The following is a 25,322-nucleotide window of genomic DNA, read 5'->3' as shown; positions in this document are numbered from 1 at the left end:
GGCGGCCGATCGGTGCGTGAATGGTCCATTCAAGCGGTGAGTTCGGGATTTTCGGTAGCCCACCCATCGCTTCAATGTGACATTCATACGATCTGATGTCTTCGGTGGTCCATTCAAGCGGGGAGATGTGCGCCCAACCACTTGAATGGTCCATTCAAGCGGGGAGGTTGGCCTATTGACGTGGCCGACCCACAGGGTGACGTTGGTCGCTGAAAATGCACCGGTCGGGCTCGCTGATTAGGCTCGACGTGTGATTCGTCGGAGCCCCTTGGCCATTGTTGCCATCATGCTTCCGGTTCTACTTGTGTCACTGATCGGATTCGGCGGCTACCTGACGTTCACGAGGGCTGCGATCGACCCAGTGACCTCTGCCGACGCGATCATCGTCCTGGGCGGTGAGCACGACGGCCGAGAGGCGTACGGCGTGTCCCTGGCCGAGCAAGGTGTTGCCGACACCGTTGTGCTGTCGGATCCTTACGGTGCCAAGGATCCGGTCATGAAGAAGTACTGCGACAAGAAGTCGGCCGAGTACACCGTGCTGTGTGTCGATCCTGTCCCCAGCACGACTCGTGGGGAAGCGATCTTCACCCAACAGCTTGCGCAGGAACGAGGCTGGAAGCACGTCATAGTCGTGAGCTGGCGTTACCATCTGCCGCGCGCTCGATTCATCTTCGGGCAGTGCTTCGACGGCGAGGTCACTATGCGTCCGGTCCCACGCACCTATGACTTTTCGCTCGTGCGGTGGGAATACACCTACCTGTATCAGCTCGCAGGCTTTGTGAAAGCCGGCGTGCAGGGTGGATGCGAGAACGTCTGAGCGAGTCAGAGTTTGCTGTAGAGCGTGACACCGGACTGCCACAGTAGGTACCCGAGCATCGCGCAGGCGATCCCACCTACGACAGTGGCGGTGAGAAAAAGTGCCGCCACTCGAAACCGTCGTCGACGCGCATACCCGACCGCCAACAGGGCAACCGAGGACATCGGCGCCAACGAGGCGAGGAAACCGAAGGCAGCGAGGCCGAGGGCCCACTGCGGGGGCGACGCGGCCACGACGAACCCGAGCACTCCGCAGGAGACCATCGTCAGCAGGAGGACCCGTCGACTATCGGTGACCGAGTCGGTGAGCACGTAGTGCGTGAGTGCGCCGCACGCGCCACCGATGGCGACGAGGAGGACGGTCACCTGACGGACTCGTGTGGTCGAGTGATGAGCGCGCCGATACCGAGCGCTGCAACGGCCGCGATGGGCGTCACCACGATGTAGACGACCGAATTCCAGGCATTGTCATGTGTGACTCCCTGCAGCGCATAGAAGCTGAAGGTGGTGAAACCGCAGGACGTCCCGATGACGAGGGGCCGCAGGATCGGCGCTGCGTGGCCCGACAGGTATCCCAACGCGGCGCCGAGGAGTAGGCACCCGACCACGTTGATCGAAAACGTGCTCAGTAGAAGCCATCGCGCGGACTCGCGCCGATCCCAGATTTCGTAGCGGACCACCGCCCCGAGCGCACCGCCGACGGCAACTGCGACGGTGGTGGGAATTCTGTCGTAGCTCATCGCAATTCAGCCTAGTGCGAATCGGCAGCGAAGCCAGGTGAGAGGGTATCCGGCGTCGAGAATCACATCAGGTGAGGGAACTTGTATCCCTCGGGTATGTTTGTCGACTGTGACGCTTGACGAGTCAGGGCTCGGCCCTCAACATTTCGACGTGGCTGTTCAGTGGCGCGGTACCGCTGCCATCGTGACGGTCTCCGGTGAGCTCGATTTGGTGACCGCGCCGCAGCTGACCGAATCGGTCGAGTTGGTGTGCGGGAAGCAACCGACGGCCCTCGTCATCGATCTCTCCAACGTCGGATTCCTTGCTTCTGCAGGAATGTCGCTGCTGGCCTCCACACATCAGAAACTCGGTGACACGGCGGGGTTTGCCGTGGTTGCGGACGGCCCAGCCACTGGCCGGCCACTGACGCTGGTCGGGCTCGATCAGCTATTCGGAATATTTGCGACGGTGGAGGAGGCGTTGGATGCGCTTCAGGTGGGTAAATCCTGACGCTTTGGGTATGACGGAGCAATGATGGCAATTGTGTTCGGTGGGAGCGACCCGACGGTCCCTCCTGCCACCGAACCGAACTCCAGTCCGCCACTCGATGACGCCATGCATCTGGACTTCGACGGGGAAGCTGCCGAGGCAGATCGAGCGTCTGCACTCCGGATCGCACTGAGCCAATGGCTGACCGGCCTCGAAGTGGATCCCAACCGTGTCTACGACGTGGTGTTGGCTACCTACGAGGCGCTGGCCAATAGCGTCGAGCATGCGTATGCCGGAGCTGCTGGACCGGGGACACTGGACATGCATGCGCAGTTCGTCCCGGCGACAGGCTCCATCGAAGTGGTCATCTGCGACCACGGTGAGTGGGCAGTCCATGCGCCCGATGCGACCCGCGGACGGGGCGTCCCCCTGATGCATGCGCTCGCCGACACCACGGCCGTGACGTCCGATCACGACGGCACCACAGTCCGCCTTGTCTGGGACGCACCCGTATCTGTTTGACCGGAGTCGCACTACCCGACTTCGGCCAATACCGTGACATGCACATAGTGAAGTAGCACAATCGCCCCATCGGGACATAGTCCGAGGGTGGAGGCGCAAGTGAATGCTTCGCAGGTGCCCGGTGCCGTGGTTGCGGACCGGTATCGATTGCTGCAGCGTCGCCCGTCCATCGGCTGGGGCGCCCGCTGGCGTGCCAAGGACCTGACATCCGGTCGTGACTTTTCCCTATCACTGTTCCGGATCGCAACAATCCAGTCCCATGACCCGAGGCCCGACGCGCTCGGAAGATTCATCGAGAACGCGCGCGCGCACGGTCGAGGAAAACAAGGACAGTTCGACGTCCTGGAGACGACGCCGTACGTTGCCGTGATCGAGGAACTCGGGTCTCGCAGCCCCTTCGCACCACCGACCGAGGCGCCACCCGACGCGGATGCGGTAGGGCCGCGCCGAAAATTGACGTGGGTGCTCGCCGCAGGCGCAGCGGTCGGAGCATTCGGCCTGCTGGGGTGGTTACTGTCCACCACGATCTTGGGGAACAACCTCGGCGACGTATCCAACGTCGCGGCGGCACCGGACCTGCCGTCGGCGATGCCGATCAAGCCGCCGCCGGCACCGATTCTGCCGGCCGGCGCCGAGGTGTGGTCCGCGGTGCGCAGCCCCGACAACCCGGGTGATGCGCAACTGGCCATCGACGCGAATCCGGCGACTGCATGGTCCACGGACAACTACCGAAGCCCCTTCGGCACGACCAACAATGGAATCGGTCTTCTGGTCAACTTCGCTTATCAGGTGGACTTCGACGCGGTCTGGATTTCGACCCCGGTGGCCGGAACGACCGTCGAGATCCGGACGCCACCGGAACCGAACGCCACGCTGAGCTCGACGCGCGTCCTCGGGTCCGCTGTATCGGGCCGCGGCGTGACGACCATCCCCACCGAGGTGGTTCCGGGCTCACGCGCCGTGTTGGTGTGGGTGGCCGAGCTTGCGCCCGACACATCCGGATTCGCGTCCGAGATATCGGAAATCGGATTCACGCCCGCCTGAGGCCAAGGCGGATCTCCTCAGCGCGTCGGCGTGGTCTCGGCTTTCGTGCGAGTCGCCCTCGTCGACGGCGATTCGGTGGTGCTCACCCCGGGTGTCTTCCTGTCTCCAGTCGTCTTGTCCTTGGCCGCGGCTGACGTCGTCGTCTCTGCAGTCGTGGTTGCCGGGGGAGTCGTGGTGGGCTTCAGGGTCGTGGTGGGCTCGGGCGTCGTGGTGGGCTTGGGCGTCGTGGGAACCGCCACCTCCCACGTCGGCGACGGCGGGACGGTGATGCCGGTGGGCGGGGCGGCGCGCGCAGCAGAGCTCAGATCCGATCGCAGGGCCGGGGGTTGCACCGTGGTGGTCGTATCGGTGAACGCTCCACCCACCGCTCCGATGGTCAGTCCGACGGCTATTGCGACACCCGCGATTGCCACCGCCGATACCGCGATGACTTTGTCGCGCATGTAGATCAACCCTCACTCCGATTCCCGCCGGCCACGTTACCGCGGAAATGACCTGCGAACGCTACCGCAGAAGGAGTGAGCGGCGCTCAGCCGGCAGTGGCATCGCCGCGTGCTGCGGTCCTGCGGCCTCCACCGAACCGGTGCTCCCAGACGCTGCCGACGAGACGGTGACCTTGCCATCGCCGCCCGCGGAGGGTTTTGCGGTGCACGGTCGTCATGCGGACCGCCCACGTCATCGCTTTGCTGTCGGTCGGAAGCTCGGCTTCGGCGAGTACTTCGTCCTCGGTTCTGACCTGATACATCGGCATGTGTCACATCTTGCATCATGCGATGGAGAATTTCCTACTGGAAAAATACCGGACCGTACGTTTGACCGGTAATGCGTATCCAGTGGTCAAGTAGGCCCTTCGAGTGGGATTCAAACGGACCGCGAGTCATACCAACCGAAGTATTTCGGGCAGAGTATCGGCTATCTGTTGTCCGATTTCTTCGTACATTTCGTGCGCCCGCTTGTACGGATCCTCGATGTCCAAGGTCGGTACCGAGTGTTTCGCACGGGCGTCGGCGATCTGGTCGAGCGAGGTGGCTTCGGAAGATCGCGCCAGTTCTGCAGCCTCGAGCAACGTGAAAGTCCGGCGCAACCTACGAGGCGCGATGGCCAGCACGGCGTCGCGGTGGCGGCTTGTCATGGTGAGGATGAGGTCCGCTTCCTCCGCTATTCGAGGCGAGATGCGTCGCGCAACGAAGCCCTCCTCGTCCCCGCCCAGTTGACGCAGCACGGTGGCCGCGGACTGGTCCATCGGGTGACCGGTCAGCCCATGGGTGCCGGCACTGGAGGCGGTCAACGTCAACCCCCTTTCGGTGGCATACGCCACGGCCAGACGTTCGGCGGTGGGGGAGCGGCAGATGTTGCCTGTACAAACGAAGAGGATATGCACGCGGTCTACGTTACGGCGATCGCCATCGAGCAACGGCCGCGCTACAGTATTGCCGAGTGGGGGCACCGGGAGTGGATCGTTATATCTCTTTCTGCGGCGAGTCCCAGTGGCGTGCGCTCGATACGTGCGCATCCAAGTGAGGCAGGTCATGACTGAGGTTCTCGGTGTTTCGGTGGGGTCGAGTGCCGTCCGGATGGCTCGTCCCGACCTGCGGCCGTACTCGGCCGGCAGGCAGACTGGCAGACAGACTGGCAGACAGACTGGCAGACAAGGACTCGATTTCTACAGTGACACGGTCGATGCTTACTGGCAGGACCGTGCGGAAGATGTAGCCGCCGAGTCGATCGGTGTGGTCCTCTCGCAGCGCAACGGATGCCCTGAAGTCGAGGCGACCGGCGTCGCCTACCGCGACCAGCAGCAGTTCGGTGAGATTCAGCAGGCGATGGCGAATCAGCGTCTCTACAACTACCGACTGGTCCCCGAGGCCAGGGCAGCTCTGGCCTATCTGGAAGCGTCAGGGGAGCTGGCCAACTTCGGCACGATCGGGCTGTACGACCTGGGAAGCTCGGGTCTGACCATCAGCGTTATCGATCGCGCGAGCGGTGAAGTTCTGCTGGCCGAACGAACTACCGACATCAGCGGTGACGACTTCGATCGGCTCATCTGCGACAACCAACTCTCCAGGCGCGGGGCGGAGCCACCTCCCGCACTCGGTATCGCGGAGTTCACCAGCCGGTGCCGTATCGCGAAAGAACAACTGTCTGCCAACGGCGCAGTCTGCCTCCCCGGGGACAGCGGCGTCATCCTCATCTCCCGAGAAGCGTTCGAGGCGCTCGTCACGGTTCCCATCGAGTACTCGGCACGGTTGCTTCGGGACGTGCTCACTCGGTCACCGCAGTACGTCGATGCCGTGTTCCTGATCGGCGGTGGCGCTCGCATTCCGTTGGTCGAGACCATCATCAGATCGTGGACCGGACTGCCGGTAGTGACGCCTCGTGATCCCGAGTCGGTCGCAGCCAAGGGCGCCGCCCTGCTCGCGACGCCGGTGGAGGACCTGGCCACCGAGGCCGCGTCGTCTTTGGCGCTCACCGGTGCCCCCGAATGGCTGAGCCCGGAGCCCGTCGACAGACCTGCGACGTCCACCCGAAAGGTTCGTGGCGCAGCGCTCGTTGCGGGAGGGTTGGCAGTCATTGCCGCACTGGGTCTCACTCTCGGGTACGGCAATTCCGACAACTCGACGAGTGCGCCCGCGGACAACGTCGAACCTACGACGACCCTGCCGTCGACGACACGCCCCGCGCCGTCCACAACCACGGTGCCCCGGCCGACACCCCAGCCGGTGATTCCGGCGCCGGAAACGGTCGAGACCTACGAGGCACCGCAGTACGAAGACCCCACGCCCGCTCCGGCTCCGGCTCCGGAGCCGGCACCCGAACCTCCGCCTCTGATCCCGGGTCTGCCGGACTTGAAGCTTCCACAGTTTCAACTACCCCCGCCGCCGGTGTTCGAGCTGCCGCGGTTCTAGTTCACGCGCCCTGGCAGTCGAAGTCGCGCGGACACCGCGAGGTGGTCGGAATCGGGGATCGGTACGGGGTGCACCTCGAGCGCATCGACCGTATCGCTCGTCACCACGTGGTCGAGCTGTGCCAGCGGACGGTCCGACGGGAAGGTCCGGAACAATCCGGAACCCGCCCGTTCGGCGGCGTCGGCGAAGCCTGCGCTCGCCAGATCGCGGAACTGTCGGTGGTCGCCCGTGGCGTTGAAGTCCCCGGCCACCAGCACCGTCCCCGGGTAGGACTCCATCAAGGCGCGCATGCGGTCGAGGTCCTCGGCCCACTGCACGGTGTCGCGAGGTGTGGCAGGCGACATGGCGTGAAACGCCACCACGGTCAGCGCGACGCCCTCGATGACGGTGTTCGCCTGGACCGGTACGAACCCGAAGTCGGACAGTCTTGTGCCGTCGGTGAGAGGAGTCCTGCTCCACATGCCGGTGCCGTCCGAGACGGGGAGAGCGGCGGTGAAGCTGTACGGCAGCAGATCGTCGATCCCGGCGCGGGTGAGGTCGTCGACCTCGGCGGGGGTGAGTTCTTGCACTGAGAGAAGGTCGGCATTGCTCGTACGGACCTCGTCGACGATGGCTGCAGCATCAGCGTCACCGTGCGCGACATTGACCGTCAGGACAGTGATGTCCTGCCCGGTGGCGGTCGCGGTGTCTGCGATGAACCGGGGGACCTGGACGCCGACGAGGATTATCACCAGCGTCACTGCGGTGACCAGGCCGATGCGCGAGTGCGTCACGGCGAACAGGATCGCTGCCACGGCGGCGAAGACCGCGAGGTAGGGGGCTCCGACCACGAGCGCCACCAGCGTGATCTGCGTCACTCCCAGCTGGCGAACGGTCAGCAACGCGACGCTGCACGCCAGGATTGCCCATGCAATGACAAGTGCCGACCCACGTAGAACGCGTCGCACTGTGGCGCCTCCGGTCGTATGAGCCGCACGCGGCAATAGTTGACTGAAATGTTGACTACACTCACGCTTATGGCCAGCTCAGACGCGGTATGCAAGTGTAGTCATCAGCGGACTGCGCATCAGCATTACCGCAAGGGAAGCGACTGCTCGATGTGTGATTGCAACCGTTTCCGACGGCCCGTCGTGTCACGTCTCATCGGTCAGGCCGAACGCCAGATTCAGCGCCTCAAATAATTATACAGTCTTTAATTGGACGCTAAACAGACCGACCGTTTACTATTGAGCCCTCAATCCAGGCAATCCGGGCATTCGGCAGGGGGCAACAGTGACATCAGACAGTTCGGTCATCTCCAGGTACGCCGACGCGGTCGCGTCGGAGGGCGCCGGCACTTCCGAAACAGGTCACCGGTCATCCACCGAACTACGCCTGCTGAGCCTGAACCCCTCGACGTACGAGACGCATTCCATCCACTCCCACGACCGGGTATGGACCGAAACCAACTGCTATGTCGATCTGTGGATCGAACTCCTGCATTCGCTGGGCGCCGATCCGATCCCCGCGTTGGCATTCGTGTTGAGCGCCGGCTGCGACGGTCGGCAGTGGGACTTCGTCAAGATGCAGTCCGAGGACCTCCGCATGCTCTACGGCGTCGACGTGCACGAGATGAACGTGTGGCGTCCGGTCCTCGATCACATCCGCGAAGGGCTCGAGGACGGTGTACTCGTCACCGTGGAGGTCGACGGCTTCTGGTTGCCCGACACCTCGGGCACCAGCTACCGCAACAACCACACCAAGACCACCATCGTTCCGAACTCGCTGGACGAAACCGAGAAGGTGCTCGGCTACTTCCACAACCGCGGTTACTTCGAGCTTTCGGGCGCAGATTTCGACGGCGTCTTCAATCTCGCCCCCACTCCGCATCCCGAGGTCCTGCTTCCGTACGTCGAGCAGATCGGACTCGGCCGCAACACCATTGCGAGCGGTGTAGGTGACCGCGATCTCGACCTCGCGCGTGCGCACTTCGCGCGGAGGCCGTCGAGCAACCCCGTCGACGCGCTTGCTCGACGCGTCATCGCTGATATCCCACTGGTGCAGCGATCCGGCCCCGACGCCTTCCATCTGTGGTCGTTCGGTTTGCTTCGCCAGTGCGGGGCGAGCGCTGAACTCGCCGCAGATCTCTGCGGGTACCTCCAGGCTCGTGGTGTGGACGGTATCGGCGCGGCCGTACCTCATTTTCTGCAGGTGGCTCAGGGAGCAAAAGCTGTTCAGTTCCGGATGGCCCGCGCCGCGCGCGGGCGTGCGGTGTCACTCGAAGAGCCACTCGCGGAGATGACCGCGAGTTGGAGTGCGGCGATGGATGTTCTCTCGCTCGCTCTGTGAGTGGAAGATAACTGGGTGAGCAGAGATCTCGAGGACTTTCTGGACGGCGCCGAGTGGCACCTGACTGCGACCGAACCAGGATCGTGTCTGCATCCTGGTGAGCTCGCAGAGGACGCCGAACGTACTGTTGCCCTCGTGCCTGGCACCGTTGCCTCGGTTGTGGACCAGCCGGATCTCGACGCGTTCGACTGGTGGTTCACCACCTCGGTGTCCGTGCCCAGCGGTATCGCCACGACGCTGACGTTCGAGGGCATCGCGACGAGGGCAAAGATCTGGGTCGACGGCGCGGAGGCTGCTCAGGTTCGATCCATGTTCGTACCGACTACCCTCGACATCCCGGCCGGTTCCCCGGTCCTCGATATCGCGGTACGTGTCGAGTCGATGGACGTCGTCCTCGGCAGTAGAAAGCCACGAGGACGCTGGCGATCCTCGCTGGTGGACAAGCAGGGCCTGCGGCACGAACGCACCACCCTGCTCGGCCGCGCCCCCGTGTACGGACCGGTTCCTTCCCCGATCGGCTTGTGGCGCCCGGTGACGCTACGGCCACGATCCCGTGCGCGACACTGTCGGTTCCACACCACGGTCGAGGGGAAGAACGGGGTGCTGCGAGTACGCGCAGATCTCGACGAGACGGTGTCGACCGTAACCCTCGACATCGGCGACCAGCGGTTCTCCTACGCCGTCGATTCCGCGGATTTCGATGTGTCCTTGACCATTCCGGATATCAGCCTCTGGTGGCCGCACACGCACGGTGAGCCCGTCCAGTATCCCGTGTCGGTGACTGTAGACGAGGATCGTGTGCACCGTGCAATGGTCGGCTTTCGTCGAACCGAGTTGCTTCGGCACGGACGGTCGGTGGAGCTGAGCGTCAACGGTGTTCAGGTCTTCGCTCGCGGCGGTTGTTGGACTCCTCTCGATCCGACACGCCTGTGGGTCGAGGAAGACGTCATGCGCGCGGAGTTGCTGCGTATGCGCGACGCGGGGCTGAACATGATCCGCATTGTCGGCACGATGGTGTACGAGCAACCTCAATTCTGGTCCCTCTGTGGAGAATTGGGCATTTTGGTGTGGCAGGATGTCATGTTCGCCACCACTGATCCGCCGCAGGACCCTGAATTCGTCGAGGTCGTCGAACGCGAACTCGAAGCACTGTTCGCGATGATCGGAGGTAACCCGGCTCTGGCGGTCGTCAGTGGTGGCAGTGAGACGCAGCAACAGCCCACGATGCTGGGGATCGCCGCTGCCGATCAGCAGATGCCGTTGCTGGACAATGTGATTCCCGAGATTCTCGAGAGCTGCCTCGCCGGCACCGCCTATGTCACTTCCAGTCCGTCGTCGACGTCCGGTGAACTGCACACCCATGTCGGTGACGGTATCGCGCACTACTTCGGTGTCGGAGGTTATCTGCGACCGATCGCCGACGTACGCACGGCGCGTGTACGTTTCGCGGCGGAATGCTTGGCGTTCTCGATACCGCCGGAGCGGCGAGCGGTGGATCGAATGTTCGGCTCCGCCAATGTTGCCGGTCATCATCCCGAGTGGAAGTCTGCGGTGCCACGCGACCGCGGATCGTCCTGGGACTTCGAGGATGTCCGAGATCACTACGTTCGAAACATTTTCGCGGTCGATCCTCACCTCGTCCGTCGAACCGACGCCGAACTCTATCTCGACTACGGACGAGCAGCAGTGTGTGAAGCCGTCACCGAATCCTATTCGCATTGGCGCAGAACCGAGTCCGAGTGCGGCGGTGCATTGGTGCTGACGCTTCGCGACCTGGTTCCGGGTGCTGGTTGGGGACTACTCGACTCCGCGGGAGACCCGAAGGCGCCGTGGTACAGCCTGGCGCGTATCAGTAGCCCGATCGGGGTGTTCCTCGTCGACGACGGTCTCGACGGTCTGAGCATCGAGATGGTCGACGACACGGCGGAACCACTGCTGGGAATTCTTCGCGTGTCACTGCACGGCGCGACGGGCCGAATCGGCGAGCCCTATGAGCAGTCGATCGAACTCGCGGGACACAGTTCGACGACGCTTGCACTGGACCGGGTCATCGGGACGTTCGCCGACGTCAATTATGCGTATCGATTCGGCACCCAGACGTTCTCCTCGGTCGTGGTGGAGCTGGACGACCTCGCCGGCGTTCGAGTCGCCGAGGCAACTCACCTCATCGGTGATACGCAAGTCCGCCAGAACGATGTGGGTCTGTCCGCGCGGGTCGAATCTGTGGAGCCAGGTCGGTGGTCGCTGACCGTGTCGACGGACTCGGCTGCACAGTACGTATGCATCGACGTCGGCGGATTCGACACCAGTGATTCGTGGTTTCACCTCGCTGCAGGGGCGAGCCGAACAGTGACCCTGACCGGCAGGGGACCGAAGCCGGCAGGGCACGTGCGCGCGCTCAATTCGGTGAAGCGAGCGCAGATCCGCTAACCGGAGATACGGCTCAATCGTCCACGTGCATAACCGAATCCGGCTGCACCGAGGCTGGTGACGACAGCGAGGGCGCCCCACAAGCGGGCGGGGTTTCCCTGTGCCGCCGCAGCGGTTTCGCGTCCGACTGCACGCGGCAAAATTTTGGCCGTGTACGACCGCTCGGAAGACAAGGCGTCCCCGGGGCCGATGAGCCGAGCGATGGCAGCTTTGGAGACCCCCTCGGCATAGCTTCGCGAGAGAAGATACCGAGGCCGCGTCCGGTCGGCGCTGACGTTGTGGTCGACGGCGATCGACGGGTCGAAAAGGATCTGCGCTTCGGGGTGAGTCTGACGGAGCCTGATGCACAGCTCGGTTTCTTCGCAGCCCAACGGAATACGCCCGATGCGGCCGATCCCGGAGACGAAGCCGCCCAGCTCCACGATCGGCGCGCGGCGGAAAGACATATTGGCGCCCATGAGGTTACGAACCGTCGAGGTAGTCGTGGGCTGGCCCCGATAGGTACAGCCCACGATCCAATCCAGTTCACCCGGTTCTCCCGCGACCGCGGTCGGCAGGAAAGCCGGGCGTGAACTGGGCCAGACCGGGTGCGCCGACCCGCCCACCGCGTAGACGGTGGGGTCCGCGTAATGCGCGGAAATCGACTCGATCCACTCGGTCGAGCGTGGTGCTGCGTCGTCGTCGAGGAACACCACGATGTCACCTGAGGCGAGGTCCAACGAGGTATTGCGGGCCCCGGACAAGCCACGTGGATGCGAGTTCTCGACAACGTTCACGGCCGAACTACGTGGCAGAAACTCCGCTCGCGCACGCTCGAACAATTGCTCGTTGTGGTCGATGACGACAAGTAGTTCCGTCGCAGCCGTGGACTGACCCAACACGGCATCGACTGCCGCACTGAGATCGTCCCAGCGATCGAGCGTGTAGGCGCAGACGACGACCGACGAGGTTAGCTCGCTCACGCCGATTTCTTGTGTAGCGGAATCGAATTCAATTCTCCGAAGACCTCGAACGCCTCGAACTCCAGATCCATGTCGGTACGCGCATCGTTGGTGCTGCGGCCCGGACGCGGGATGGACTGCTTGGCAAGCCGGCGTGCACGTAGGCGTTCGGTGAACAGCGTGCGGAGTACGCGGAACCCATCGGAGAACGTGCGGAGGTTGGACTGGCCGTAGATCCGAGCCAGCTCGATGCTCGGCACTTCCTGGATACGAACGTCGGCCTCGGCGAAACGGCAATTGATGATGGTCTCGATCTCGAAGCCATCACCCCAGAGCATCTCGCCCTCGGCGTGCTCCTGCTCGAGTGCCGGAAGGTCCAGCACCGGCACCAGATCACGCCAGAAGGCGTTGTAGCCGTAGCACAAATCGGAGAACTTGGTGCCGAAGAGCGTGTTCGCGACCAGGTGGAGGCCACCGTTACCGGCGCGACGCAGGGGAGTGATGTCGTGGCTTCCGCCGCCCGCGGTGAAGCGGCTGCCCTTCGCGAAATCGGCCCCGGCGAGGAGTGCGTCGACGAAGCGTGGGATCTCGTCTGCATTGGCAGAGCCGTCGGCATCGAACATCACGATGATGTCCCCGGTTGCGGCTTCGAATCCGCACGCTAGGGCATTGCCCTTGCCCTTGCGGGTCTGCTTGATGATGCGGATGTCTCCGCGAATCTCACGAGCGGCATCGATGGTCCCGTCGACGGAACCGCCGTCGACCAACACGAGTTCGTAGTCATGCGAAAGTAGCGGCAGGACATGCCGCAGATTGGCAGCCTCGTTGAGAGTGGGGATGACGATGCTGATGCGCGGGTTCATGGAGTTCATTTCCATTCCAAACAGGTATTAGTGCGATGACCGACTTAGGCTTGGAACATCTGCGGCGCGACCCCCGGCGGATCCCACAGACTGGACGAGCGCGTGTTCGATATTTCGAACGCGACATCCTGTTTTCAGCCTGTATATACCTTAAAAGATGCTTTGTGATTGTCAAGCTGCACGTAAACAATCCGCGGTGCTGTTTGTGAGACGTTGCTCATACCAATTGAATGTTTAAACTACTGGCCGCTCGAATACGAGAGTGTCAGCGTCCTGCGACCGCAACGACCAGGCAGGATTCGACCTCAACCAACGCTCGAACGTCTCCGCAGCACCCTCCTGCATGAACCCGTAGTACTTCATCGACTTGAGCGATTGACGGGTCAAAATCACGTACGACGGCGTGTCGCGCTGTGACGCATCCCAGTCGAAGGCTTGGAGTTGCTCGGCCGTCGGGAACTCGAGCATGTACTCGGGGCCGTAATAGTTCAGGGGCGCGTCGAACAACTCGTTCGCCTCGGCCTGTTCGACGTACTTTGCCGTCGACCTGATCGGGTAGCCGGCGGGATAGAGCAGGGTGAACGTCGAGCCCGCGGGCGCTTGCGCGACCAGATCCCGCGTTTGGTCGACCTGGGCACGATTCTCGATGATCAACGGCCACAAGCCGAAGTAACCCTGCAACCCGAAGGTCGCTGCGCCGACGGTTCCCAGAAACGCAGCTGCCAGTGCGGCGCGGGTGGCTACTCTGCCCAGGGTGGAACGGGCCTCCGACGGTTCCATGTCGAGGGCGGCGAGCAGCATCGGGGCGATGAGCAACGCACAGCCGGGAATGGCGTACAGGTAGACGCGGAAAATAGCTTCGCCGCCGTAGCTCTGCCCGGCGAGCAGTGCGATCGAGCCGAAAGCCATGACCATCGGCGCCCAGAACGTCTTCTTGGTTCGCCAGGCGTACACGATCGATGCCATCGCCAGCGCGAATACACCCGCCGACAAGGCCCGGCAGACCAGGGAGGTCACCTGCTTGCCCAGGATTCCCGGCGCCTGAACGTTGCTCGCTGCGTTCTCCACCGGATCGAAACCGGACAGCAGCCCGTACGGGGCGACGATGGACAACCGGGGATAGAGATACCCCAGAAGGATGATGGCCAGCGGAAACATGAGCCACCACGGCTTGGCCCGCCGTGTGACGAGCAGGACACCGGTGACTGCGAACAGCCAGTACGGGGTCAGTTGATGCGTGGGTACCAACGCCGCGAACGGGATGATGGCAAGGAAGCCTGCAACACGCAGTTGCGTCGAAGCGAGCAGTAGTACCAGAAAGCCCACGGCCAGAACGAAACCGAGTGCCTGTGGGGCGTAGTAGTCCTGGCCGACCCAGTTCACCAATTCCGCGATCATCGCCGCGGTGATCGCGACGCGTCGCCGGAGCTTCAGAACCCGGGCGAGCGAATAGACGAACACCGCAGTGAGGACGTGAATCATCGGTGCGAAGACGTGTGCGAGGGAGAGGATTTCGAGGTTGCTGACCTGAGCGAACCACGCCGTGACCACGAAGAAACTCGGCCACTGCGAGTAGATGTCGATTCCATTGGGCGGCAACGCCCCGAACGCCAGAATGTATTCGGTGACTGCGACGTGCTTGTACGTCCACTCGTACACCGGGGTATCGGTCACGAGCGTCACCGTCACGCGCTGCACGAGAATGGCCACACCGATCGCAGCGACAGCGATACGCAGCTGATGACGGCGAACCGCCGTCAGAAAGGCGACGACCACCAGGGCCATACAGATGACCAGGATGGGGCCGGTGCCGGCAGACAGAAGCCCGAACTGTGAATAGCCGGCGCTTTCGAGCCCCGGCAGAGCGGGCAGCCACAGCACGACGGCCAGCGCAAGTAACAGGCCGGCGATGTTGCGGCGGAGGAATTCTCGATCCCACACGATCTCGGCAGCACTCTGTGCGCGCCCGCGGATCGCCTGACGCGAGAAACTCTGCCGAGCCCACTCTCGCCACCCCTGCATATCCGGCCATTCACTGTGTCTGCGATACCACAGCACCGAGGATCCGAGTTGTGCCAAGGCCACGATCGTGGTGATCCAACGAGGTGACCACTGGTAACCCCACATAGCGGCCGACGTGACGAGAACGAAGGACGCGAGACTCAGGATGGGAACGGCAGCAAGTCGAGCCCGCGGTGGAATGTAGATCCAGCTCAGGATCGCCGATCCGGGCCCGGTGAACACGGTCACCGCGAGAAGTGCAGCACGAATCGGGGAGGGTAGCGGCACCATCGCCAGCAACGCCGCGGCGGCGGCAAGAACTGCTAGGTCGGCGAACCGGATACCGGGCCGCGGAGACGTCGACACTCGATGGGCGACGTCGCGGACATCAGTCGAGAACAGGGACACGGCTCACCTCCGACAACGGTGTACGGACCCGGCCTTCGCGTCGACTCCGACGCAATGCACCTGGGCCTTTCGCGATGGACAGAAGCTCCATCCGGCCTATTCCGTCGGGCAGATCCGCGGCGAGATCGTCCGGGGGAGAAGCGACTTTGCTCATCTTCACCGACAAGCGAACGGCGCTGCCCAGCCTTCGCGCAGCGACGCGTGCCGCGAGAGTTGCGGACCGTCGATCCGTCGCCACCGTCATCAACCATGCGCCCAAACCGAGTCCGTACCCGCGAGCTTGGACCGCCAGCGCGTCCGAATCCGCGCGATGACGATGCCACACGATCGACGCAGGCTCGTAGACCAATTGGTCCCCTGCCATGAGCACGCGGAAGAACATGTCGAGGTCCTCACCGCCGTTGGTCGGGGATCCGACGCCCAATGCTTCGTCGAATCCACCGAGATCGAACATGCGGTCGCGGGAGACGGCGAAATTCGCGCCCGTGCCGTACATACCTACCTGGAACGGGAACAGCGGAACGTCCGCAGGCGGATGCGCGAGGTCGTAGATCCGAGGGGTCACCGAACTGGCCCAGCCGACACGGCGATCGAAATAGGCCTGCGCGTGAGTTCGAATCTCCCCGCTCGGGACGATCCCCGATACGCACGTCACCCGATCGCCGCGTCGGAATCCGCGGGCAATGCTCCGAAGCCACAACGAGTCGACGGCCACGTCGTCGTCGGTGAACGCCACGATGGAGTGGCGAGCGGCACGCAGACCGGTATTTCGTGCACGGGACAACCCTGCGATGGGCTCGGACACGACACGAACCCGTGGATCTGCCAGCGATCGAACGTAGTCGACGGTGGCATTCGTCGGCGACGCATTGTCGACGACGACGACCTCGAAGTCCGGGTATTCCACCGCCAGCACCGAGGCCAACGCCCCACGCAGATGATCGATCCGATCGCGCGTGCAGATCACGATGGAGACAGCAGGCGCGAGCGGGTGCAGAGGCGATTCGGCGGTGGGAGGTTCTCCGGGATCGACGACGTCGAGTTTGCGGACGCGGTCGATGAGAGTGTCGACGCAGACGCAGCCGTCCACGATCGGAAGTTCGACGAAGCCCATCGGGTCCATGCCGTGCCGAACGAGAAGCCGTGCACGTGAATACCCCTCCGCATCGGACAGGGACAGCGACTCGGGCAGTTCGTGCTCGATGTCGACGTCGCCGATCCAGAGTGCGCCGTCCCATTCCGGTGACTGCAATCTTTCGAGTGCGGGGTTCAACACGGGGTAGATCCTTTCGATACAGCCATGGTGGTGCCGGTGAGCTTCAGTCGATTCGGTAACGAACCCAGTCGATGGACATCGTGGCGGGGAACTTCGTCTGTGCAGTGGTCGGTCCCGGCCAGTCTCCTGCGACCGCAACGTTGAACAGGAGATAGAACGGCTTGTCGAATACCCAGTATTCGTCACCGCCGGTCAGATCGGCGGGTGTGATCGTGGAGAGAATGGTCTCGTCCATGCCCGTGACGACTTTGCCCGGCGACCGTTCGACCCAGTAAGTGTGAAAATCCTCGGACAGCGGTTCGATCGGAATTCCCGACGTGCCCGACTTCTGGCTGTTCAGGCTGTCGGCCTGCGGGGCATGGATGCCGGAGTGGTAGTTGTCGGCGGCATTGAGTGTCTCGATGACGTCGATTTCGCCCGCGATCGGCCATCCGACGGAATCGATGTCGGTGCCCAGCAGCCAGAACGCCGGATGCAGTCCCTGGCCCGCAGGCATTTTGATGCGAGCTTCGACGCGACCGTAGGTGAACTCGAATGTGTCCTTCGTCGTAACCCGCGCCGAGGTGTAGCCGCCGGCGGTGTCCAACGCGGAGATGTCGAGGTTTCCCGATCCGTCCTGAGCCGAGTTGTCCGTCGAGTCGGTGTAGTCCTGTTTCTCGTTGTTTCCCCATCCGGTTCGGCCGGTGTCGTAACTCCATTTGCTCGGGTCGAGAGCGCTACCGCGAGCGGCGTCGAACTGGTCGTAGACGGTGAACTCGCTGCCGTTTCCGCTCGCCGTGGAACCTTCCTTGTCCTCGCTCGGCTGCGCCCACAGTTCGCGATAGGCGATCGTGCCCGACACTGCCACCGTTGCCGCAACTACCGCAGCGCTCAGCAGACGAGACCAGAGCTTGCTCTTCGGCGGCGGAATCGAGCCCGGTGACGGGAGCCGGGAAACCTCGATGGTCTCCGGGTCCACACGTTGCGTCATCGTTCTCCGAGGGGATTCGAGGTGGTAGCGGAGGCCACGATCTTCATGCGGCGAGCGGTCGATCGATGAGCTACCGCCAAAATCACTGTCCCGGCAAGGATGGAATAGACGACGATTCGCTCGACGGCCCCGATCCCGATCCCGACACTGTGACCGCCGATGTACATCAACGTCGCGGTGAGTGCGATCCCGCCGAGAGTCGTCACAGTGATACCGATCGTGCGGCGGAGAGAGCGGTGACCACCGGCGACGATCAGCCCGAGGCTTCCCACGACGAAGAACACGGTCGCGCCGAACGAGTGCACGCCGTAGTTCAGGCCCTGGTTCACTACCCCGGCAAGGACGCCGCCGAACCCGGCCACGCACAGGAGAATTCCGCCGCGAACGTCCACGACACCGGTGACCATCCATGCCGTCGCGGCGACGACGAGGGAGAGACCGAACAGTGCGATGGACACGTTCATCAACGGATACAGCGAGCTACACGGCCAATTGCCGGTCGGCCCGCAGAACGCGACACCGAGTTCACTGACGAAGCTGGTGCGGTAGCTGTAGAGCCCGCGCCAGGATGCGGCAACGACGAATTCGACGAGAAGAATCTGCAGCACCGCCAGGCCTGCCCAATAGCCGATCCTGGCCCACAACGATGCGTCGGGACCCGTCGTCGGCTTGCCCTGCAGCGCGGCGCGGGCTTGTCGAAGCTGAGTACTCATGGTGGTCACTCCTGGCCGCTGAGCATAGCGATGGGATCGGACAATGCGACGTCCAAGGCAGACTGGACGGTCTCGACGTCGAAGACATTGCCGTGGAACGACGCCGACACCTGGAAAGTATCGCGGACGTGCATGGAAGTGATAACGACGGAGTCGGGGAGCGCAGGTTCGCTGAGCGGATAGAACTGGCTCCCGTCAGGTTCCGCGGTCCACGCGATCCCGTCCAACTGCCGTATCCGTCCGAGGTCGGAGAACGTCAGCCGTGCGTCGGCGTTCGCCGGAACGGTATCGACCGCAGTGGCAGGTAACACCGATCTGGTTCGCAGATACGACAGTGCGCTCAATGCCCCTCCCGCGAGCGGACGTCCGTTGTCGATCGCGTGGGCGACGGCACTGTGGACCGCACGTGGAGATGCAGGATCGAGGCCGTGAAAGTCGATTCCGACGGCGAAGTTCCCCAGCACCAGATCGCTCGTCGGAAGATAGCGCCTGCAATCGAACAGGAAGGTCAGTGACTGTGCAACAGAAATGCCATGTGCAGCAATTGCATTCGCGACAGCACCGCACAGCATCGACGCCACCGACAAGTCTGGTGCGTTGCGATCACGCCAGCTGCGAAGTGCCGTCGGAGCGCCTGCCCGCGACGTCGCCGTTGCCACTGCGGGTGATCGTGTCCACGGGATGCGTCTCGGTACCGCAGTGGTCGCCGCGAGTGTCGTCGCAGTGGTCGCAGTGGTCGCAGTGGTCGACGTCGAATCAGGGCGTACGGAACGTAACCGTCCGTACAGAACAGCACCGACCTTGCATGGATTGCGAACAGCCCAGCTGCTGAACGCCCGTGGCAGAGGGCTTTTCACAACGGGTGCCGTCGCCCAGGTGGGGAGCGGGGGATCCTCGGAAGGATCGGCCAGGTAGGCGTAGAGCTCCACCGGAAGCAACGCATCGCTCAATCCATGCGAGAGATCCAGCAGGAGGTACTCACCGGCAAGGCGGCCTCGCAAAGGGACGTCGGCGGACGCTGTCGACGAGAGTTCGACGAGGGCATCGGCGATACCCGCCGCCGTGATCGGCGGTGCGGATTCCACCTCGGCGCAAACTGCGTCGGGTTCGTAGGCCCACTGCTGCGTCGACGGCGTGACCCGCAGGCCCAGTCGGGCAGCAGGGCCCGCCGAGGCCAGCTTGCGTAACCGCGCTCGGACACGTTCGATGCCACCGAAATCTGCGGGCCCGAGCCCGCCGATCAGTCGGGAATCCGACCGCAACATGTCCAGGGCAGTTGCCTTGTACGTGATCGCATTTCGGCTCACGGCGCGCCCCTCTCCGGTGCAGGCCGACGATAGGGGGCATGGATACGGCCAGGGTCGAAGATGCGAGGCCTGGAATCGATGTGATGCGCACCGCTGGTGCTGTACTCGCGGGCGTAATCACCGTTCGCGAACTGCGGCGGCAGTTCGGCCATGCCCGTCGGATACGGGCGTGGCCCGGGCGGGGCTGGAGGAAGAGGATCTTCCGGGGGAGGCGGACCGTCACGATGCGCCAACAGCCTGATCCATCGAATCAGCGGCACGATCAACACGAGTGCGCCGAACCCCTCGGCCGCCAGGTATGCCCAGCCGACAGCAGCGATGCCGAGTGAGGACGACAAGCTCAGCGAACCGATGATGATGATCGACGTCGCGATCACCTGCACCACGACAGCCAGCCGCATCTTTCGTTGGACACGCGCAAGGCCGTCGTAGAGCGATCCCACGACCGAGAGCGGAATGGTGAACGCAGCAAGTTGGACGATGATCGTGCCGTTCTCGCGGTACTCCGCCCCCACGATCCCCAACCCGAACGGTGCAATGAACGCGAGAAAGAACGAACCACCCAGCGCCACGACGGCCACCATCGTCATGAACCGTTTGGTCAATCGCGAGAACTGATCCGGGTGTGCTGCGACCTCGGCGACGAACGGACCGACGAGGACACTGATCAGGATGTACAAGGCACTGACTATCGACCAGGTCAACGAGAAATACGCGTTGCTCTCGGTGCCCAACGTGGCCACGACGATCATCGGGATCAGCAGCGGAGCCAGTGAACCGAGTGCGGTGATGCCGTAGGCGGATCCGAAGTACGACCACAGCTCTCGGCGCGGCGGAAGATTGGGTTCCAACTGATAACGCGGCTCGGTTCGCAGGGCCCGCAGGATGTGGCGAAGAACGACGACGGACGCGATGACCGCGGGGATGGCCCACGCCGCGATGATCGACGTGCTCCGAGCCGTCGCGAACAACGCAAGAAGCAGACCGAATTTCACGACGGCATGAAAGACGTTCTTGGCCGCTGCCCAGCGTGCGACTCCGAGCCCGGACGACGTCTGATCTTGCAGCGCGAACACCGCGAGTACCGCAACGAACAGTGGGAAAGTGACGATTTCGGCGGTGCTGGTGAACATCTTGTCGACCGGCGCGACGAGCAGGAACACGCACCCGAGGATGAACGCGAACGCAGTGATCGTCAGGTAACCGCGCACGACGAAAGATCTTGCCAGTCGACCGGAATCGGGCAGAAACCGCTCGTACATCGACCCGAGGCTCAGGTTGGACAAGGTCGAGAGCATCACCGCGGAGGTGATCACCGCGGAGGCGCTGCCGACTTCGGCCACCGGGTACAAGCGGCCCGCTGCAGCCCAGAACAGCAACCCGAGGCCACCGGTGATGACGGTGGACAGCATCAACGCCAAAGAATTCAGTGCCAGGTTGCGGTCGGAACTTTTGCCGTTCGAAGTCTCGTCGGGTACCTGCGGGACGGCCGAGCCCGGTGTCTCGCCACGATAGGGGATCTGGGCCGGGCTTACCTTCTGGATGGGCATCGTGTGAGACATGAGGCCCATGTCCCAACGAACCGGTTCGAGTGGATACCACTCGAGCTGCTCGAGATTGTGGTGTCGCGGTGGTGCGATCTTCGGTGCGCGGTGCTTCACAGCGGCCGCCACCGCACAGGTACAGGGGGCGCAGGCAAGCCGATCTCCATGTCGAAGGCCTCGTTCACCGCGTCGACGAGTTCTCGGCGAACCGTCTCCCGCAAATCGCGGCTGTACAGCGAATGATCGCCGGCCTCGAAGGACTTGACCGTCGTCGAGCCGGATCGGGGGTCGGATTGCTTACGCAGCCGGCGCATTCCCTCCGGGCCGCGATTGTCCACGAACCATGCACTGTCCTTCGGAGAGAGAAGGACAGTGGTTCGTACGTTCTCCGACTCCAACCTGCGTAGAGAAATCTCCGGCACCTGGATGAGACCGCGTGAACCGAGCCACAGCCACACGCGATACGGCATCGTAGGCTGCAGGCCGTTCTTCACCCGCACGCCCACATGGTGCAGGCGATCCAATGCGGACGCGACAAAGCCCTTGTCCTCATGCACCATCGAGGAACGTTTGACGAACTCGAGTCGTTTGATGGTCCAGTCGAGGGTGTTCAACAGGACTGCGGAATTCACGCCGAGTTCGCTTGCCGCATAGCTGGAGTACCAAGAACCCGAGCACATCCCGGACACCATGACGTCGCGCGGTCCGGCGCCTGCTTGCTGCACTGCCGTCAGTGCATCCTCGTTGCCCTCTTCGCTGTAGAGCTCGGTGATTTCGTTGTCCGACACCGGCCCGCTTTCGCCGGTGCCGCGGCGATCGAATCGAAGAACCGAAACACCCTCGGCCGCAAGGTATCGGGCTAACTCGACCCACAGGCGAACAGGTCCGACTCGGTGTTCGTTCGCGGTCGGGTAGAGAACGAGGGTCGGTCCGCCCATCGCGCACGACGGTGAGGTGGTCCTGATGGCGAACAGGGCGTTCGGTCCGAGGGATTGTGTCGACTCGACCACGGTACGTTCACCGTTGCCGAACTCGGCGTGATCACGCAGTGGCATGGATACCGGTGCATCACTGCCGTCGAAACGGTCCGAGAGCCACCGAGCCAGATAGGTGATGTCCGAGGTGGGCATGACCACCTCGAAATCCGAAGGTTCGAGAAACAGTTCGTGATCGGACAGCGTGTGCTCTTCGGCGTTCTGCTTCTGGACCAGGGTCCGGATGGGCTTGACGTCAGCGCGTTCCGGGCGGGTGGCGACAAGGACAGGGCAGTCGATCGGTTCGAGCGTGGAGATATCGAGAGCCGCGAGGTCCGAGACCACATTCGGGTGCAACACGGCACCGATGATCGACACCCGAGCGTCCTCCCCGGAGTCCTGCGTGACACCGACCGAATACAGGGCACGCTGCTCGCGTAAGTAGGACCGACCACGAACGACCGGGTCCCACAGGGCAGCTGCGGTCAGGGGGCCGAGCTGCGAGACCGCCGCAGCACCCAGTAGTGCGCCCGCGCGCAATCCGACGAGCGCCACCGCGTCGACCCCGCTCGAGCGCACGAACCCGGCGGCAGTGACGATGCTGCGGATCCACTGCGAGACGATGTGTTCCGAATCCTGATCGCCGGCGGAATCGCCGGTGCCGAAGTAGTCGAATCGAAGTACGAGCAGCCCCGAATCGCACAGCTTCTGAGCAAGCAACGTCAAGCCGCGGTAGGAGTCGACTTGCTCCTTACCCAATGGCGGACAAAGGATTACACCGCCCCGTGCACGCCCACCCTCGGGTACATGCACCGTTCCGAACAAGCTTTCCGATTCGGGGCCGAACCAGGTCGAGTACTTTCCGCTGGCGGTTTGCGGATTCACGTCGACATGAGAGGTGTCCGTGTTCCGCTCTGCCGTACTTCGGGTGCTCACAGGACGATCCCCTCGTTGTAAGTTGTCGTTCGCTCAGCGGGAAATGGAAGCGGGCCACTTTCGGCTGTCGAGGCCGTGGGTGCGCAACATCGCCAGTGCGATGCGCTCCATACCGAAGCCGACGCACGCGCTGTGTGCGGGTTCGCCGTCGACCGTGGAAATTCTGAACGTGTGACCGAAGTGATCACGATGGCAATTGCACGAGACCACAGCAGTGCCGTCGTCGAGGTCTCCGTAGAGTTTGACGACCAGTTCGGTCTTGAGATTCTCGTTGCGCTGGTTCGCGGCCAGCATGCGGCCTGCGCGTCCGAAGAACGGGTCGTTGGCGATGACGGCTTCGGCTTCGAGGCCGAGATCGGCAAGCACCTCCATGCCTCGCACCACCCAGCGTTCGCGGTGTGCGATGGCCTCGTCCGGGGTGCCGACACGAACGTACTCGTGCATCCGAAATGCTTGCATCCGTGCGGGATCCACCGCAGGCTCGTGCCGGAAGCAGTAGCCGTAGATATCGAGCAACCGGCCGTCTTCCGGAAGTACGCCCGTCATCATCGAGTACGACGGGTGGCATGCGGCCGAAACGAGCATGGTGCCTGCTGACTCGAGGTGATGATCCCAGTCCTTGCCTTCGGCGCGGTCCGCGAGCAGCGAGGCATGGGCCTTGTTGTCACCGTCGAAGGTGTTGATGGCGCCGGTCAGGTTGGGAAACGAGGCAATGTAGTCGGTGCGCTCGAATGCTTCCCGCGGAAAAACCGGTGGGAAGCGGAATCGTGGAGCCGAAAATCCGTGCTCGGACCGTCCCGCAGCATTGACGACCTCGTCGATTCTGTCGATGATGTCCTCGAACTCGCCCGAGCGGCCGTAAAGACCCTCCACCGAGCTGGGTACGAGGAGTTCGGCGGCAACGAGTTCCTCGCGGAATCGTGCTCGCGCCGAATCGAGTTCGGAAATCTCGGTGGGGTTCGCGTCTGCAGTCATTCAGTTACCTTTGTAGACGAGCGCAAGTTGGGAGTTGTGCCCGAGAATGCGTTCGTTGCTGACCATGATGGCGGAGCCGTGCGCGTCCCGCAGGTGACGACCGATGCTCATGTCGGAGTCCTGTCGGTAGCCGGAAATGCCGCAGATCTGCAACGCTTTTCCGACGATGTCGATGACGAGTGACGAGGCCGTCACCTTGAGGTTGTTGATCCGCACCGCGAATCCGATGGCGCTGAGATCTCCGGGTGAGTCCGCGATGGCTTCGTACTTTGCTGCCGCGCCGAACACCGCGTCCACGAGTTGCTCGTGCACGACATACAGCTCGGCGAGCCGAAGTGCGCTCGGCGGGGTGACCCCCGGCGTGCGACTGGCGGCTTTGCGAACGGACTTGCGCGCCTTCGCGACTGCCGCATCAGCGATGCCCAGCCACGCGGCACTCCAGAGCACATGCGCGGCAGGCAGCATCGTCTGCGCGGAGATATCGCCGTAGCTGTCACCCAGAATGCTCGACGTCGTGGCAGTTGCCTCGAGTTGGAATCCGGGGCTGCACGTTCCACGGAACCCGAGGGTGTCCCAGTCGCCGGTGCGTTCGAGCACGACGTCCGGCTTCTCGCAGACGACCAACACCTGATCGCTCGGAGGGCTGTTCACCGAGCGGCGAGCCGTCGCGAGGACGAACTGTGCGTATTCGCCATAGGAGATCACCGGCGCGGTTTTCGACAACCTGATCCGATCGCCGTCGTACTCGACCGCGCACCCGCTGGTTCGGACGTCGCCGCCGATGTTGATCTCGGTCGTCGCCGAGGCCACCAGGGGACGTTCGACAACGAGCCGACGCAGCAGCGATTCCATCGCGTCGGACTTCCCGTGCCGGACGATGCTCAGGACCTGTGACTGATGCATCACGAAGATCATTGCCGAAGAGGCGCATTCTGCACCCAGTGCTCGTGCGATATGCGCGAGCTGGGTAAGGGAAAGACCGCCGCCACCGAAGTGCACGGGAATGCCTGCCTCGAGGAGACCGGCTCGGCGAATCGCCTCCATGGACTCGGTCGGGAATCGGGCATCTCGATCGACTTCGTCGGCGAAAGAACGCACCGTGGCCAGTACCTCGGACATGGCCGAGATGTCGACGGCGTCCCGGTGAACGGTGGTCATT

General features: G+C 63.2%; 24 protein-coding genes. 7 read left to right on the top strand and 17 right to left on the bottom strand.

The window, feature by feature from the left end; translation table 11 throughout:
• Window positions 1-250: 250 nt before the first annotated feature.
• On the top strand, window positions 251-817 hold the full coding sequence (locus tag O1W68_RS03190; RefSeq protein WP_442972266.1) for a YdcF family protein: 567 nt from the start codon (window positions 251-253) through the stop codon (window positions 815-817).
• 5 nt (window positions 818-822) lie between these two features.
• Here O1W68_RS03190 and O1W68_RS03185 read toward each other — a convergent pair whose 3' ends face one another.
• A complete protein-coding gene (locus O1W68_RS03185; RefSeq protein WP_269301430.1) occupies window positions 823-1,182 on the bottom strand; it encodes a CrcB family protein in 360 nt (119 codons plus the stop codon).
• Window positions 1,179-1,556, bottom strand: coding sequence for a fluoride efflux transporter FluC (locus O1W68_RS03180; protein ID WP_269301429.1), 378 nt, complete (start codon window positions 1,554-1,556; stop codon window positions 1,179-1,181). Before O1W68_RS03180 ends, O1W68_RS03185 begins: the two co-directional genes overlap by 4 nt.
• A gap of 151 nt (window positions 1,557-1,707) precedes the next feature.
• Here O1W68_RS03180 and O1W68_RS03175 point away from each other — a divergent pair, with 151 nt between their 5' ends.
• The 3 genes from O1W68_RS03175 to O1W68_RS03165 all read left to right on the top strand — a co-directional run bounded on the left by O1W68_RS03175 (window position 1,708) and on the right by O1W68_RS03165 (window position 3,591).
• A complete protein-coding gene (locus tag O1W68_RS03175) occupies window positions 1,708-2,046 on the top strand; it encodes an STAS domain-containing protein (RefSeq protein ID WP_269301428.1) in 339 nt (112 codons plus the stop codon).
• Window positions 2,047-2,067: 21 nt separating this feature from the next.
• Window positions 2,068-2,547 (top strand): ATP-binding protein, encoded by a 480-nt coding sequence (locus tag O1W68_RS03170; protein ID WP_269301427.1) that lies wholly within the window; start codon window positions 2,068-2,070, stop codon window positions 2,545-2,547.
• A gap of 99 nt (window positions 2,548-2,646) precedes the next feature.
• Complete coding sequence (locus O1W68_RS03165; protein WP_269301426.1) at window positions 2,647-3,591, top strand: hypothetical protein; 945 nt, start codon at window positions 2,647-2,649, stop codon at window positions 3,589-3,591.
• Window positions 3,592-3,608: 17 nt separating this feature from the next.
• Here the strand turns inward: O1W68_RS03165 and O1W68_RS03160 are convergent, their stop codons facing one another.
• The 3 genes from O1W68_RS03160 to O1W68_RS03150 all read right to left on the bottom strand — a co-directional run bounded on the left by O1W68_RS03160 (window position 3,609) and on the right by O1W68_RS03150 (window position 4,972).
• A complete protein-coding gene (locus O1W68_RS03160; protein ID WP_269301425.1) occupies window positions 3,609-4,034 on the bottom strand; it encodes a hypothetical protein in 426 nt (141 codons plus the stop codon).
• A gap of 86 nt (window positions 4,035-4,120) precedes the next feature.
• Window positions 4,121-4,342: a hypothetical protein gene (locus O1W68_RS03155; protein ID WP_269301424.1), complete on the bottom strand. Its 222-nt coding sequence runs from the start codon at window positions 4,340-4,342 to the stop codon at window positions 4,121-4,123.
• A 126-nt stretch (window positions 4,343-4,468) separates the two neighbouring features.
• Window positions 4,469-4,972 (bottom strand): arsenate reductase/protein-tyrosine-phosphatase family protein, encoded by a 504-nt coding sequence (locus tag O1W68_RS03150; RefSeq protein WP_269301423.1) that lies wholly within the window; start codon window positions 4,970-4,972, stop codon window positions 4,469-4,471.
• Window positions 4,973-5,120: 148 nt separating this feature from the next.
• Between O1W68_RS03150 and O1W68_RS03145 the strand changes: the two genes are divergently transcribed.
• Window positions 5,121-6,497: an Hsp70 family protein gene (locus O1W68_RS03145; protein WP_269301422.1), complete on the top strand. Its 1,377-nt coding sequence runs from the start codon at window positions 5,121-5,123 to the stop codon at window positions 6,495-6,497.
• On the opposite strand, the gene O1W68_RS03140 is transcribed toward O1W68_RS03145, so the two are convergent.
• Window positions 6,494-7,444, bottom strand: a complete 951-nt coding sequence (locus tag O1W68_RS03140) for an endonuclease/exonuclease/phosphatase family protein (RefSeq protein WP_269301421.1) — start codon at window positions 7,442-7,444, stop codon at window positions 6,494-6,496. The two genes, O1W68_RS03145 and O1W68_RS03140, sit on opposite strands and share 4 nt — an antisense overlap.
• Window positions 7,445-7,871: 427 nt before the next feature.
• Here O1W68_RS03140 and O1W68_RS03135 point away from each other — a divergent pair, with 427 nt between their 5' ends.
• The gene (locus O1W68_RS03135) at window positions 7,872-8,825 is read left to right on the top strand and encodes a DUF1839 family protein (RefSeq protein ID WP_442972278.1); all 954 of its coding nucleotides are present in this window, start codon (window positions 7,872-7,874) and stop codon (window positions 8,823-8,825) included.
• A 15-nt stretch (window positions 8,826-8,840) separates the two neighbouring features.
• Window positions 8,841-11,255, top strand: coding sequence for a glycosyl hydrolase 2 galactose-binding domain-containing protein (locus tag O1W68_RS03130; protein WP_269301419.1), 2,415 nt, complete (start codon window positions 8,841-8,843; stop codon window positions 11,253-11,255).
• Here O1W68_RS03130 and O1W68_RS03125 read toward each other — a convergent pair.
• The 11 genes from O1W68_RS03125 to O1W68_RS03075 all read right to left on the bottom strand — a co-directional run bounded on the left by O1W68_RS03125 (window position 11,252) and on the right by O1W68_RS03075 (window position 25,321).
• Window positions 11,252-12,217 carry a glycosyltransferase family 2 protein gene (locus O1W68_RS03125; protein ID WP_269301418.1) on the bottom strand — a complete coding sequence of 322 codons (966 nt, stop codon included), beginning with the start codon at window positions 12,215-12,217 and terminating at the stop codon, window positions 11,252-11,254. The genes O1W68_RS03130 and O1W68_RS03125 overlap by 4 nt on opposite strands.
• Window positions 12,214-13,068: a glycosyltransferase family 2 protein gene (locus tag O1W68_RS03120; protein ID WP_331283570.1), complete on the bottom strand. Its 855-nt coding sequence runs from the start codon at window positions 13,066-13,068 to the stop codon at window positions 12,214-12,216. Before O1W68_RS03120 ends, O1W68_RS03125 begins: the two co-directional genes overlap by 4 nt.
• Before the next feature lie 225 nt (window positions 13,069-13,293).
• Entirely contained in the window at window positions 13,294-15,468 is a 2,175-nt protein-coding gene (locus O1W68_RS03115) for a hypothetical protein (RefSeq protein ID WP_269301416.1), read from the bottom strand.
• Entirely contained in the window at window positions 15,449-16,744 is a 1,296-nt protein-coding gene (locus tag O1W68_RS03110) for a glycosyltransferase family 2 protein (protein WP_269301415.1), read from the bottom strand. Before O1W68_RS03110 ends, O1W68_RS03115 begins: the two co-directional genes overlap by 20 nt.
• A 43-nt stretch (window positions 16,745-16,787) precedes the next feature.
• Window positions 16,788-17,714, bottom strand: a complete 927-nt coding sequence (locus tag O1W68_RS03105) for a glycoside hydrolase family 16 protein (protein WP_269301414.1) — start codon at window positions 17,712-17,714, stop codon at window positions 16,788-16,790.
• Window positions 17,711-18,427, bottom strand: coding sequence for a hypothetical protein (locus tag O1W68_RS03100; protein WP_269301413.1), 717 nt, complete (start codon window positions 18,425-18,427; stop codon window positions 17,711-17,713). The genes O1W68_RS03105 and O1W68_RS03100 overlap by 4 nt, the downstream gene beginning before the upstream one ends.
• 5 nt (window positions 18,428-18,432) lie before the next feature.
• The gene (locus tag O1W68_RS03095) at window positions 18,433-19,734 is read right to left on the bottom strand and encodes a hypothetical protein (RefSeq protein WP_269301412.1); all 1,302 of its coding nucleotides are present in this window, start codon (window positions 19,732-19,734) and stop codon (window positions 18,433-18,435) included.
• The gene (locus tag O1W68_RS03090; RefSeq protein WP_269301411.1) at window positions 19,731-21,395 is read right to left on the bottom strand and encodes a lipopolysaccharide biosynthesis protein; all 1,665 of its coding nucleotides are present in this window, start codon (window positions 21,393-21,395) and stop codon (window positions 19,731-19,733) included. The genes O1W68_RS03095 and O1W68_RS03090 overlap by 4 nt, the downstream gene beginning before the upstream one ends.
• The gene (locus tag O1W68_RS03085; protein WP_269301410.1) at window positions 21,392-23,188 is read right to left on the bottom strand and encodes an alpha/beta fold hydrolase; all 1,797 of its coding nucleotides are present in this window, start codon (window positions 23,186-23,188) and stop codon (window positions 21,392-21,394) included. The genes O1W68_RS03090 and O1W68_RS03085 overlap by 4 nt, the downstream gene beginning before the upstream one ends.
• Window positions 23,189-23,221: 33 nt before the next feature.
• A complete protein-coding gene (locus O1W68_RS03080; RefSeq protein WP_269301409.1) occupies window positions 23,222-24,163 on the bottom strand; it encodes an amino acid--[acyl-carrier-protein] ligase in 942 nt (313 codons plus the stop codon).
• Complete coding sequence (locus O1W68_RS03075; RefSeq protein WP_269301408.1) at window positions 24,164-25,321, bottom strand: acyl-CoA dehydrogenase family protein; 1,158 nt, start codon at window positions 25,319-25,321, stop codon at window positions 24,164-24,166.
• Window position 25,322 lies beyond the last annotated feature (1 nt).

The sequence above is a fragment of the Rhodococcus sp. H36-A4 genome (assembly GCF_027158005.1).
Taxonomy (GTDB): Bacteria; Actinomycetota; Actinomycetes; order Mycobacteriales; family Mycobacteriaceae; genus Rhodococcoides.
Note: the sequence above shows the minus strand (reverse complement) of the source record. Positions and strands in the feature narration are given on the sequence as shown.

Coding starts and splice junctions, on each gene's coding strand:
- O1W68_RS03105 (WP_269301414.1), bottom strand. CDS start 17,714: ATGACGCAACGTGTGGACCCGGAGACCATCGAGGTTTCCCGGCTCCCG.
- O1W68_RS03155 (WP_269301424.1), bottom strand. CDS start 4,342: ATGCCGATGTATCAGGTCAGAACCGAGGACGAAGTACTCGCCGAAGCC.
- O1W68_RS03100 (WP_269301413.1), bottom strand. CDS start 18,427: ATGAGTACTCAGCTTCGACAAGCCCGCGCCGCGCTGCAGGGCAAGCCG.
- O1W68_RS03120 (WP_331283570.1), bottom strand. CDS start 13,068: ATGAACTCCATGAACCCGCGCATCAGCATCGTCATCCCCACTCTCAAC.
- O1W68_RS03080 (WP_269301409.1), bottom strand. CDS start 24,163: ATGACTGCAGACGCGAACCCCACCGAGATTTCCGAACTCGATTCGGCG.
- O1W68_RS03160 (WP_269301425.1), bottom strand. CDS start 4,034: ATGCGCGACAAAGTCATCGCGGTATCGGCGGTGGCAATCGCGGGTGTC.
- O1W68_RS03145 (WP_269301422.1), top strand. CDS start 5,121: ATGACTGAGGTTCTCGGTGTTTCGGTGGGGTCGAGTGCCGTCCGGATG.
- O1W68_RS03180 (WP_269301429.1), bottom strand. CDS start 1,556: ATGAGCTACGACAGAATTCCCACCACCGTCGCAGTTGCCGTCGGCGGT.
- O1W68_RS03075 (WP_269301408.1), bottom strand. CDS start 25,321: ATGACCACCGTTCACCGGGACGCCGTCGACATCTCGGCCATGTCCGAG.
- O1W68_RS03170 (WP_269301427.1), top strand. CDS start 2,068: ATGATGGCAATTGTGTTCGGTGGGAGCGACCCGACGGTCCCTCCTGCC.